We start from the raw sequence: 11422 nt of genomic DNA on the forward strand, positions 1-11422 counted from the left end.
CGCAGGAGCCCTTGCGGGGGACTTCCCCGTTGTCGCGGGCGTCACCGCGAGATCGCGACGATGACCACGGCGTCATCAGCGTCACTGAAGGAGAACGTGATGTATTTCACCGATCGGGGCATCGAGGAGCTGGTCGCGCGCCGGGGCGAGGAGGAGGTCACCGTGGTGTGGCTCGCCGAGCGCCTGCGCGAGTTCGTGGATCTGAACCCCGACTTCGAGACGCCGGTGGAACGGCTCGCCACCTGGCTGGCGCGGCTGGACGACGAGGACGACTGACAAAAACACGATATATCTTGACCTTCCGGTGGACGCGACATATCGTGTTCACCAGAAGGAGGTCACGCACATGCGGCAGTGGACGATCGAGAAACCAGAGCAGCTCACCTTCGACTCCGTGAGAAAACTCAACGTGCGGATCGTGGCGGGAAAGCTGGCGGTGCTGGCCAGCGACGGCCCTCCCACACTTGAGGTCACCGAGGTCGACAGCCCGCCGTTGCTCGTCACCCACGACGACGACGGCACGCTCACCGTCACCTACAAGGACCTCACCTGGGACGGTCTGCTGGGCTGGCTTCGCCCCGGGCGCCGCAGGGCCACGCTGACCCTGACCGTGCCGAAGAACTGCCCGGTCAACGTGGGCGTGGTCTCCGCGTCCGCGGTCGTCGCCGGGTTCGAGGACCGCACCTCGGTCAAAAGCGTCTCCGGCGAGATCGTGCTCGACGGGGTGAGCGGCGAGATCAACGCCGACACCGTCTCCGGCGCCGTGGAGAGCCGCGGCCTGGTCGGAGACCTCTCGTTCAAGAGCGTCTCCGGCGAGCTGACCGTCGCCCAGGGCACACCCCGGCGGCTGAGCGTCACCACCATCTCCGGCAAAATCACCGCCGATCTGGAGCTCCCGCCGACCGGCCACGTCACGATGAACAGCGTCTCCGGCGACATCGTGCTCCGGCTCCCGTACACGGTCGAGACCGACGTCAAGCTCCGTTCCACCTCGGGCAGACTCGACACCGGCTTCACCGAGCTCGACCACTCCGTCCAGCCCGGCGCGAAGACACTGGGCGGCCGGATCGGCGGCGGCATGGCCTCGCTCACGGCCAACACCGTCTCCGCCGACGTCACCCTCCTGAAGGGATCACAGGCATGAGCCCGGTCTTCGGCCACGGAAGGCTCCGGCTCTACCTCCTGAAGCTGCTGGAGGAGAGCCCGCGTCACGGCTACGAGGTGATCCGGCTCCTCCAGGACCGCTTCCTCGGCGTCTACTCACCCTCCCCCGGCACGATCTACCCGCGCCTCGCCCGTCTGGAGGAGGAGGGCCTCGTCACCCACGAGGTCGTGGACGGCAAGAAGGTCTTCACCATCAGCGACCGGGGCCGCGCCGAGCTCAACGGGCGGCTCGACGAGCTCGCCGACCTGGAGCAGGAGATCTCCGACTCCGTCCGCGACATCGCCCGCGAGGTGAAGGAGGACGTGCGCGACACGGTCAAGTCGCTGCGCGAGGAGCTCACCCAGATGGCGCGCGACGTCCGCCAGGGCTCCGAGCAGGACTCGCGCAGGGTCTGGCGCGAGCAGAAGACGGAATGGCAGCGCCAGAAACAGGAGTGGCAGCGCCAGACCGACGCGTGGAAGGACGAGTGGAAGCGCGTCTGGGCCGACGGCTTCACCGGCGAGGGGTCACGCGCGGGAGACGCCCGGCTCGGGCAGATGCTCGCCGAGTTCGTCGAGGAGGTCCGCAGGGACGCGGCGTCCGCGCAGGTCAGCGAGGAGACCCTCGCGACCGCCCAGGACGCCCTGTACGACGCGGCCCGCCGCATCCGCGAAACGCTCCGATGATCTGCGGCGGTGCCCCGTACGGCACCCGCCGGTCGTGACGTACCGCGCCCGACGGTCTCCGTGAGATGGCGGCCCCGGAGCCGGTGAGCCTCCGGCCGCCTGACCCGCCGGCCCGTGGCCCGGCTGGCCAGGGGACAGGCCGCGCCCAGGGTTCCACTGGTCGCCCCACGGGGCCGGGCGACCCGTGCGCCGCCCGGACGACCCACGGGATCGGCCGGGCTCATCCCGGCAGGGTGAAGACGACCTTTCCGAAGAGTTCGCCCTCGTACATCGCCGCGAAGCCCTCGCGCGCCTCGGTCATCGGCAGGACGCGGTCGATCAGCGGGCGAGTGCCGGTCTGCTCCAGAAAGCGGGCCAGCCTGCCCAGCTGGTCGCGGGTGCCCATGGTGGAGCCGATCACGGAAAGCTGCAGGAAGAAGACGCGGTTCAGGTCGGCCGGCGGGGCCGCGCCGCTGGTCGCGCCGGAGACCACGATCCGGCCGCCGGGACGCAACGCCTTCAGCGAGTGCCCCCAGGTGGCCTGGCCGACGGTCTCCATCACCGCGTCGACCCGCTCGGGCAGCCGGGCACCGCTCTCGAACGCCTGGTCGGCGCCCAACTCCAGAGCCCGCGCCCGCTTGCTCTCCGAACGGCTGGTCACCCAGACCCGGTATCCCCCGGCCCGGCCCAGCAGAATCAGCGCGGTGGCCACTCCGCCGCCCGCGCCCTGGACCAGCACGGTCGAGCCCGGCTCAAGGCCCGCCTTGTCGAACAGCATGCGGAAGGCGGTCAGCCAGGCGGTCGGCAGGCAGGCGGCCTCCTCGAAGCTGAGCCCGGCGGGCTTGGGCACGAGGTTGCGCCGGGGCACGGTGACCCGCTCGGCGAAGGTGCCGTCGTATTTCTCCGAGAGCAGGGAGCGTTTCGGGTCGAGTGTCTCGTCGGCCCCGCTGCCGATCACCGAGTGCACGATGACCTCGTTGCCGTCCTCGTCCAGCCCGGCGGCGTCGGCGCCGAGCACCATCGGGAGTTGCTCCTCGCGAAGCCCCACCCCCCGCAGACTGAACAGGTCGTGATGGTTGAGCGAGGCGGCTCTCACCGTGACGGTGGCCCACCCGTCGGGAACCTTGGGTTCCGGGCGCTCACCGAGCGTGAGGCCGTCGAGAGGATTGTCGGGATCGATCCGCGTGGCGGTTACAGCGAACATGGCCGCACCCTACGCCGTCCGCGTCGGGTCCACCGCGAACGGGGTGTCCCCCGCGCCGGTCACACGACGACACGCGATCCGCGAGCCCGTCCCCGCACGCCCGCGACGGCCACCGCGAACGCGGCCCGTGCGATCGGCCCCCCTTACGTCGTCCGCCTGACGGTTATGCCCGCCATCGTCCGCTCGACGTGTCCTTGCTCCCCCGAGGCCGCGACGTACACGTCGTCCTGGCAGCTCTCGGCGGAGAAGCGGCGCCGCCGCTCGACGACGGAGAGTTCGATCGACGCGACGTCGCAGCCGGGGATCGGAGCCAGCACCAGCAGCGTCTCCCTGGCCCCGCCGAACCACAGCTGCGGCCCCAGCGGCTCACCGCGCAGGGTCTCTCCCCGCGCGGCCAGCCGCAGCGGGGGCCTGGCGTCGAGCACGAGGTAGCCGCCCTTGGTCACCCTGCCGCGCAGGTTGCGCGCCCAGAGCATCCGCTGCTCGAAGGGCATGCCGTTCTTGAGGTCGCGTAGCGCCACGAACCACGGGTCGAACGCGAACAGCAGCACCTCCCCCTCGGCCGCGCTCATGGGAGGCCAGAGCGTGACCCCCTTGACCAGTTGCCGGATCATCGGCCGTCCCTGGGAGACCCCCGCCGGGCCTCCCGACGGCACGTTCAGTTGCCGGTAAGGACCGGGGTCGCCGTCGAGCCGGCCCGACATCGCGGGCCGCACCCCCAGCTTGGCGAGTCCCACCTCCGCCGGATAGCTCACCTCCGCCGCCGAGCCGTCGGGGAAGACCACGTCGATGATCTCCCTGCCGCCCTCCTGGCGAAACCGCGGGTGAAGCACGTTCGGGACCTGCTCCGCGACGACGCCCGCCCGGGTGGGCACCGGCTGCGGCGGGGGCGGCGGAACCACGTCCGGCTCCCGGCCCGTCAGCAGGTTCCACGCCACGAGTGCGACCAGCGCCGCGCCGGCGATCCAGCGCCACGGTCCCCCCTGGGACCTCGCCTCGATGATGTCGTGCTGCCCACCGGCCACGTCTTCGGCCGCCTCCTGCGGAAGGTACGGTTCTCGGCCCCATCTTCGGGGCTCGGCGGTCTCGGCACCCGTGTCAGTACCGTCACGAATCAGATTCGATGCCCACGGTGAACCCCGCGACAACCCGGTACCGTCTTCTGGAAAATGACCATGAGAGGCCGAGACACAGCATCAAGAACGTCACTTCGCCCCACGGCCGGAAGGTGTCGGAGTTACTTGAGAAACTCTGGATAATCGCTGTTACCGATGGTGCCGGCGATGCCTCGGAGCTCGCCACGCAGCTATGGTGAGCTGCTGAAATGCCTATTCGTTAAGCTATAACAAATAGCTATTTAAATAACGAGACAGCATCGGATGGAACCGGCCGAGACTTTTTCCCGTCAATTCCCGCCGAGTGCTCGATCCAGTCAGTAACGTTCCGATCGTTTTCCCGGCGAGGAGAAGTCCCGTCTCCCCGCTGAGAACGAAAGGAGCTTCATGAATTCCCGAGCACGGCGCCTCACGATCCCCCTCACCGGCGTTCTCGTGATCGCCGGAGTGATCGGCGCCACCACCGGTGCCAACGCCGGTACGGCCCCCAAGGACGTGGTCAGTTCCGCCGCCTCCGAGACGGCAGGCGAGGCCACCGCCTTCTGGTCGCCCGAGCGCATGCGCAAGGCCACCGACGCCACCGGCGACGTCGACCTGAGCGTCAAGGGCGGCAAGTCCTCCAACGCCGCGGGCCCCGACGGCCCCGGCGGGTCGGTCCCGCCGATCGGCGCGGAGGGCACCAAGTCCGCCAAGAGCAAGCAGGTGAACCTGCCCAACACCGTCGGGCGCATCTTCTTCACCCTGCCCGGCGCCAACCCGGCGGACCCGAAGAGCTGGAAGTACTGCTCAGGCAGTTCGGTCCAGGGCAAGTACCGCAACGTGGTCGCCACCTCCGCGCACTGCGTCTACGACGTGAAGACCAACCAGTTCTACGACAACTGGATCTTCATCCCGTCCTACTGGGACGGCAACCAGGCGTGGGACGGCAAGAACCCCTACGGCATCTACGCGGCCAAGTGGTTCAACGCGCACGACGACTTCGTGGTGAAGGAGGACTACGACTACGACTACGCCTTCGTCAACGTCCACTCCGGGTTCAAGGTGAACTGGGAGAAGGACAAGGACGGCAAGTGGCAGCCGATCATCAAGAACGTCGGCCGTCTCGGCGACAACGTCGGCGGGCAGGGCTTCGCCTGGAACCAGAAGGTGAAGAACTCCGTCTTCTCCTTCGGCTACCCGGCCGGCCTGCACCCCGACGGCGACAAGCCCTTCTCCGGCCGCACGATGAAGTGGTGCTACGGCACGACCGGCGCCATGCCGGCCGCGCCGAAGTACAACGTCCAGGAGCACGTCGGCTTCAAGTGCGCCTTCACCTCGGGCGCGAGCGGCGGCCCCTGGATCTACAAGTACAAGAACTCCAGCCGGACCGGCTACCTGATCGGCGTGAACAGCATCGCCTGGGACACCGACAAGAACGACCGGTACGACAAGATCTCCTCGCCGTACTTCAACGGCGACACCTACAAGGTCTACAAGACCGCGGCCAACCGCTGGACCAGCTGACTCGCGCGCTCCGGCCGGCTGTAAGGCCATTCGGCCGGCCGGAGTGAACGAGGAGGACCCGCCCCGTACGGGTGGCGGCCGACCACGAACCCGGTCTCCGGATCGCTTCGGGGAAGGCCGCCACTTCGCCCGGGAACGTTCTATGCACCCACCGACCTCCCAAGGTCGTCCGTGAAGGCGAAGAGGGGGCCGGTGGCGACCCGCATCGAGCAGAGGCTGCCGTAGGTGCGTTCGAACCGGATGAAGCGACCGTTCCAGATCCCGGTGGCGGTCACCGTGACCGGGTCGTACTCCAATGTGCAGGCCACCCCCGGCCTCGGCTTGAGCTTGCCGGGATCGCCCAGCATGTTGGCGAGCACCGCGCACGCGTGGACCGCGTCGGGGTGGGTGCCGCCGGGCCGATCGCACAGCAGCAGGGCGTGGCCAAGCGCGGGCAGAGGTTTCTCTCCCCGCGCGAGGCTCAGCACGAGCACCTTGCCGCTACGCGAGGGCATTTCCCCGGGAAACGGTCTCACCGGTGCGGGCATGATCTGGGCGGGCTCGCCCGGATGGAGCGGGAACGGTCTCGTCACCTGCGGTCCCCGGTCATCGGGACGCGGAAACGGCCATGTCTCCCGCGGTCCGGGAACGGGGTCGCGGGGCGGCATGGACACTGCGGACACTGCGGACGCTGTGGCCGTGCCCGAGAACTGGAGGAGGCCGGCGAGAGCCAGGCAGAGAAGACGACGCCGCATGAGATCCCCCGATGACGTGTGACGCGGATGCCGCGACTCAGCCTGCCCTCTCCCGCACTCGTGAGACGGCTACCAGCCCCGGCGTTTCCCCAGTTCATACGGTCACATGACCTGCGGCGGAGGACCCGATCAAGGTGAAGTAGATCAGACGGTCCCTGAGGGTTCCCGGTTCCATGGATTCTGTAACAAACACATAACGGTCCAACTGACTGCCCGTTTTATAGCTTTTTAACCCATCTTTACCGAGTACGGTCACCTCTTGTCTCTTTACGCATGCGTGGGTTGCCGTCCCGAGCGACGACCCATGACAAAGAAGGAGCTTCATTGAACTCCCGAGCCAAGCGCCTCATCCTCCCCGTGGGCGGTGCCCTCGCCGCCGCCACGATGATCGGCGCCACCCTCCCCGCCACCGCACAGGCGAGCACGGCCGACCCCGACATCAAGTCGTCGGCCCTCACCCCCTCCGGTAACGCGAAGGCCATCGCGGGCTACTGGACGGCATCGAAGCTCAAGTCGGCGTCGACCTACACCGCCGACTCCACCGTCTCCGCCAAGCTGACCAAGACGGGCGCCGCCAAGGCCGCCGCGGACGGCAAGCCCGGCGTCGTCGCCCCCACCGGTGAGGGCGGCAAGAGCGCCGGCAAGTCGCGGAACGTGAACCTCCCCATCACCGTCGGCAAGGTCTTCTTCGTCGACGACAAGGGCAAGGAGCGTTGGTGCTCCGGCACCGCCGTGCAGTCGAAGTTCCGCAACCTGGTCGCCACCGCGGCCCACTGCGTCTACGACACCGACACGAACAAGCCGTACGGCAACTTCGTGTTCATCCCCGGCTACTACCAGGGCAAGGCTCCCTGGGGCATCTACGTCGGCGCCAAGGTCAACACCCACGACGACTTCACGGTCTACGAGGACTACGACTACGACTACGCCTTCGTCAACGTCTACAACGGCATCAAGCAGCAGCCGGAGAAGGAGGTCGACTACAAGACCTTCAAGGCGCACATGGACAAGGGCGGCGTCGGCCGTGAGTCGGCCACCACGGTCGACTTCGAGACCTACGACAGGTGGACCCAGAAGGGCGGCCTGGGCAAGGTCGAGAACGTCTCCTCCGACGACGAGGTCGGCCCCCAGTTCAAGGGTGCCCTCGCCGTCGCCACCGAGACGGACAAGTGGACCTGGGAGAAGGTCGCCGGCGAGGTCTACGGCCTGAAGAACGACAAGGTCACGCTCAAGGGCAAGGACCTGCCGCAGTCCGACTGGCCCAAGGCCGGCTCCAAGCTCGAGACCCGCGTCGACCACGTCACCAAGACCGAGTACGACGCCTACAAGGGCCTTGGCTACCGGAAGATCGACTCCAAGGGCAACTACACCATCACGTACTACTTCGTGGTGAAGTACATCAAGAAGACCGCGTCCGTGAAGTACGTGATCTACCGTCACTACATCTCGACGGTGGCCGACGCGGGCCGTCTCGGCGACAACGTCGGCGGCCAGGGCTTCAGCTGGAACCAGAAGCTGGGCAAGAAGGTCTTCACGTTCGGCTACCCGACCTCGGCCCACCTCGACGGCAACAAGCCGTACTCCGGCCACACGATGAAGTGGTGCTACGGCACGACCACCGCCGCGCCCGTCGTGGCGGCCTACAAGGCCGAGGAGCACCAGGCGATCAAGTGCGCCTTCACCCCGGGCGCGAGCGGCGGACCCTTCCTGCTGCAGTACAAGAACGCCAAGCGGACCGGCTACCTCAACGGTGTCGTGAGCCTCACGATCGACAGCGACGGCAACAAGCGCTACGACCGCGTCACCACCCCGTACTTCAACGGTGAGACGTACGGCATCTACAAGCACGCCGCCAACCTCTGGACCGGGAAGCTTCCCGCCTAGGCACAGGCTTCGTGAACGAGAAGGGGCCCGGTGCACATCGGGCCCCTTTTTCCACCTTCACGGGGTGCTTATACACCGTCAGGCACACTGATCAGGTAACAGAGTAAGAGCGGATCGGTCCAACGAACTGCCCAAAACCAAGTTGATCTGGAAAAATCACCCCTTGCGCCCCTGGTAGCCACCAGAAACTCCCCGGTCCCCGGAAAGGATCCCCCGATGTCCTCCCGCGCTCAGCGGCTCACGGCCACACTCGGCGGGCTGGTCGCCGCCTGTGTGACCGCGACGTTCGCGTTCGCCGGGAGCGCGGCGGCCGCCCCGATGTACGGGGCTCCCAACGGGATCACCTCGATCACGCTGACCAAGAGCAGCGCCGACATGAAACGGATCGCGGAGTACTGGAGCCCGGCCAGGCTCAAGCAGGCGATGGACAACGTGCCGGCCACGCCCGGCAATCCCCCCTCCTCCGCGTCGCCCCCTTCCGCGTCCCCCTCCTCCAGTGGCCCCTCGGGGAGCGCCACACCGGGAAGCGCCACGGCCGCCGCGGCGTCCGGGAATGGGGAGAGCAGCGCGACCACCGGCGGGAAGAACTCCACCACGTCCGGGAAGGCCGCACCGGTCGTCAAGCCCACTCTCCCGAAGAAGCGGGTCCCGTCCTCCGGCGGCTCACCGGTGACCGTGGGCAAGGTGTTCTTCCGGATCGGCGCCAAGGACTACTGGTGCTCCGCCTCCTCCGTGGCGGCGGCCAACCGCAATCTGGTCGCGACGGCCGGGCACTGCGCCTACGACGCCAAGTCGGGCAGCCAGGCCGAATACTGGATCTTCATCCCCGGCTACGACAAGGGCAACACCCCGTACGGGATCTACGTCGGTCACTCGCTCAACCTGCACGAGGACTTCGTCGGCCAGGGCGACTACGACTACGACTACGCGTTCGTCACCGTGCACGACGGCTTCAGGTGGAAGGCCGGCAAGACCTCCGGCAGCTACGAGATGGAGAGCGTCGGGAGCCTGGAGGACAACGTCGGCGGGCAGGGCCTGGTGACCAACCGCGGCACCGGCCTGTCCACGGTCGCCTTCGGCTACCCCGCCGCCCCGCACCCCGACGGCTACCGGCCCTACGACGGTCAGCGGCTGAAGTGGTGCGACGGGCGCACCATCAAGGTGAAGGCCCCCACCCGCCTGGTCGAGCAGGGCATCGCGCTGACCTGCGGTTTCACCAACGGCGCGAGCGGTGGTCCCTGGCTGATCTCCTACAGCAACGGCCTCGGCTATCTCAACGGCGTCAACAGCTTCGCCTGGGACGTCAACACCGACCGCAGGTTCGACAGGATCTCCTCGCCGTACTTCATCGCGTCGACCTACGTCGTCTACCACTGGGCCGCGACCCAGCAGGCACCCCGAACATAACTCCGCCTTAAGAGAGACTTAAGAGACCCTTATCCGGGGTTTGCTCCGCCGATCGCTGCATAGGTTGCTTGTCGTCCCGCAGTTCCCGGATGTCCGGGAACGTTGCAGCGCAAGGAGCTCGTCTTTTGAAGCACTCTCTTCTCCCCCTCGGTGGCGTCGCAGCCGCCACCGCCCTGCTGAGCACCACCCTGGTCGGCACCGCCCAGGCGGCCCCCGACTGGGCGACCGACCCGATGGCGAGGAACAACGCCTCGGCGATCTCGGTCATCAACTTCTGGGCGGCCTCGAACTTCGCCGCCCTCAAGAGGGCGACGGTCTACAACCCCGATCCCGGGGCACCGAAGATGAAGGTCGGCGGCGGCTTCTCCCCCGACGGCAGGCCCGGCAGCGTCGGCCCGACCGGCTCGCAGAAGGGCACCCCGTCGACCGCCAAGAACGTCAACCTGCCCAGGACCATCGGCAAGGTGTTCTTCGTCGTCAACGGTCAGTACCGGTGGTGCTCGGCCACCTCCATCCAGGGCAGGTACCGCAACCTCGTCGCCACGGCCGGCCACTGCGTCTACGACCCGGGCAGCAACAGCGACACCTTCGACAAGTGGGTCTTCGTCCCCGGCTACTACCAGGGCAAGACCCCGTGGGGCATCTACGTCGGCAAGTCGGCGTGGACGCACTACGACTTCGCCAACTACGAGGACTACGACAAGGACTACGCCTTCGTCACGGTCTACAACGGCGTCGCCTTCAACGGGGTCAAGCAGGTCACCAAGCGTGAGTACAACGGGTTCAGCGGCCCCAAGTGGTCACGTGGCTCGCGCTACCACATCCTGCTGTCGAAGGACGTCGGCCGCCTCGGCGACAACGTCGGAGGCCAGGGCTTCACCTGGAACCAGAGGACCGGCAAGACCGTCTACGCCTTCGGCTACCCCACCGCCCCGCACCCCGACGGCAACAAGCCCTACACCGGCGTGACGCCCAAGTACGTGTACGGCAAGACGTCGGGCAAGGAGTACGTCTCCGCGGCGCACAAGGTCGAGGAGCACGTCGGCCTCAAGGGCGCCCTCACCCCGGGCGCCGACGGCGGACCGTGGATCTCGCAGTACAGCAGTTCCACCCGCCTGGGGCTCGTCAACGGCGTCACCAGCCTGTTCGGCGACCAGGACGGCAACGACCGCTACGACCTCATCACCTCGCCGTACTTCGACGGCGAGACCGCCGACATCTACAAGAAGGCCGCCAACGTGTGGTCCGGCAGGATCGTCGGCCCGAACGGCGAGCTCTACAGGTGACTCTCGTCTCCTGAGAGGCTTTCTCTCACCATTCGCGGGACCCGGCGCGCAGCGCCGGGTCCCGCACCCGTTTCCCGGGGGTGAAGAAGTGGATTTCCGGAGCCGAGAAAGCGTTTCACGGGGCGATCCGGAAGTCTCTTCGACCGGATGTGAACGCTTTAGACGTGCCCACCACGAAATCGGTGCCATCAACTCAATGTGATCTGCATCACATATCGATCATGACTCACTGTAACCAGCCGACCACACTTCATTGGCTACTTTCACCTCACACTTACCTCTAACTGCGGAAACAACCCGAGCCAACCTCAATCACAACACCAGCATCAAGGGTGCTTAAACATCACGAAACGGTCTCGGCCTGCCGGGCCCGCTTCTTCCCTCTCGAACCGGCTTCCGGTGTTCAAGATCGGCGCTGTATGTTTCTGGCAATCCCTTTACTGACGCATGGGACGCAAGAGGCGTTCCACATCAGACCAA

Annotated in this window: 10 protein-coding genes; 7 read left to right on the forward strand and 3 right to left on the reverse strand. The window is 67.1% G+C overall.

The genetic code is table 11. The features are described from left to right. The first annotated feature begins 99 nt into the window (after positions 1-99). The 3 genes from AB0B90_RS37380 to AB0B90_RS37390 all read left to right on the forward strand — a co-directional run bounded on the left by AB0B90_RS37380 (position 100) and on the right by AB0B90_RS37390 (position 1830). Positions 100-276 carry a DUF6104 family protein gene (locus AB0B90_RS37380; RefSeq protein ID WP_329094229.1) on the forward strand — a complete coding sequence of 59 codons (177 nt, stop codon included), beginning with the start codon at positions 100-102 and terminating at the stop codon, positions 274-276. A gap of 70 nt (positions 277-346) precedes the next feature. Next, positions 347-1144, forward strand: coding sequence for a DUF4097 family beta strand repeat-containing protein (locus AB0B90_RS37385; RefSeq protein WP_350949753.1), 798 nt, complete (start codon positions 347-349; stop codon positions 1142-1144). After that, positions 1141-1830: a helix-turn-helix transcriptional regulator gene (locus AB0B90_RS37390; RefSeq protein WP_362907180.1), complete on the forward strand. Its 690-nt coding sequence runs from the start codon at positions 1141-1143 to the stop codon at positions 1828-1830. Before AB0B90_RS37385 ends, AB0B90_RS37390 begins: the two co-directional genes overlap by 4 nt. Before the next feature lie 220 nt (positions 1831-2050). Here AB0B90_RS37390 and AB0B90_RS37395 read toward each other — a convergent pair whose 3' ends face one another. Beyond that, entirely contained in the window at positions 2051-3013 is a 963-nt protein-coding gene (locus AB0B90_RS37395; protein WP_362926616.1) for a zinc-binding dehydrogenase, read from the reverse strand. Between the two features lie 143 nt (positions 3014-3156). Then, positions 3157-4038, reverse strand: a complete 882-nt coding sequence (locus AB0B90_RS37400) for a hypothetical protein (protein ID WP_350949756.1) — start codon at positions 4036-4038, stop codon at positions 3157-3159. 477 nt (positions 4039-4515) lie between these two features. On the opposite strand from AB0B90_RS37400, the gene AB0B90_RS37405 reads away from it, so the two are divergent. Further along, positions 4516-5631 carry a serine protease gene (locus AB0B90_RS37405; protein ID WP_350949757.1) on the forward strand — a complete coding sequence of 372 codons (1116 nt, stop codon included), beginning with the start codon at positions 4516-4518 and terminating at the stop codon, positions 5629-5631. Positions 5632-5771: 140 nt separating this feature from the next. On the opposite strand, the gene AB0B90_RS37410 is transcribed toward AB0B90_RS37405, so the two are convergent. Continuing rightward, entirely contained in the window at positions 5772-6125 is a 354-nt protein-coding gene (locus AB0B90_RS37410) for an SSI family serine proteinase inhibitor (RefSeq protein WP_350949758.1), read from the reverse strand. Between the two features lie 564 nt (positions 6126-6689). Between AB0B90_RS37410 and AB0B90_RS37415 the strand changes: the two genes are divergently transcribed. The 3 genes from AB0B90_RS37415 (at position 6690) to AB0B90_RS37425 (ending at position 10942) form a co-directional block, all read left to right on the forward strand. Continuing rightward, entirely contained in the window at positions 6690-8249 is a 1560-nt protein-coding gene (locus tag AB0B90_RS37415) for a hypothetical protein (RefSeq protein ID WP_362926619.1), read from the forward strand. Between the two features lie 216 nt (positions 8250-8465). After that, positions 8466-9656, forward strand: coding sequence for a hypothetical protein (locus AB0B90_RS37420; protein WP_362926621.1), 1191 nt, complete (start codon positions 8466-8468; stop codon positions 9654-9656). Between the two features lie 125 nt (positions 9657-9781). Next, positions 9782-10942, forward strand: a complete 1161-nt coding sequence (locus tag AB0B90_RS37425; RefSeq protein ID WP_362926623.1) for a hypothetical protein — start codon at positions 9782-9784, stop codon at positions 10940-10942. Positions 10943-11422 lie beyond the last annotated feature (480 nt).

The sequence above is a fragment of the Streptosporangium sp. NPDC049078 genome (assembly GCF_040648855.1).
Classification (GTDB): domain Bacteria; phylum Actinomycetota; class Actinomycetes; order Streptosporangiales; family Streptosporangiaceae; genus Streptosporangium.

Excerpts from the sequence above, each read along its gene's own strand:
- AB0B90_RS37395 (WP_362926616.1), bottom strand. The coding sequence starts at position 3,013 with ATGTTCGCTGTAACCGCCACGCGGATCGATCCCGACAATCCTCTCGAC.
- AB0B90_RS37420 (WP_362926621.1), top strand. The coding sequence starts at position 8,466 with ATGTCCTCCCGCGCTCAGCGGCTCACGGCCACACTCGGCGGGCTGGTC.
- AB0B90_RS37380 (WP_329094229.1), top strand. The coding sequence starts at position 100 with ATGTATTTCACCGATCGGGGCATCGAGGAGCTGGTCGCGCGCCGGGGC.
- AB0B90_RS37390 (WP_362907180.1), top strand. The coding sequence starts at position 1,141 with ATGAGCCCGGTCTTCGGCCACGGAAGGCTCCGGCTCTACCTCCTGAAG.
- AB0B90_RS37385 (WP_350949753.1), top strand. The coding sequence starts at position 347 with ATGCGGCAGTGGACGATCGAGAAACCAGAGCAGCTCACCTTCGACTCC.
- AB0B90_RS37410 (WP_350949758.1), bottom strand. The coding sequence starts at position 6,125 with ATGCCCTCGCGTAGCGGCAAGGTGCTCGTGCTGAGCCTCGCGCGGGGA.
- AB0B90_RS37405 (WP_350949757.1), top strand. The coding sequence starts at position 4,516 with ATGAATTCCCGAGCACGGCGCCTCACGATCCCCCTCACCGGCGTTCTC.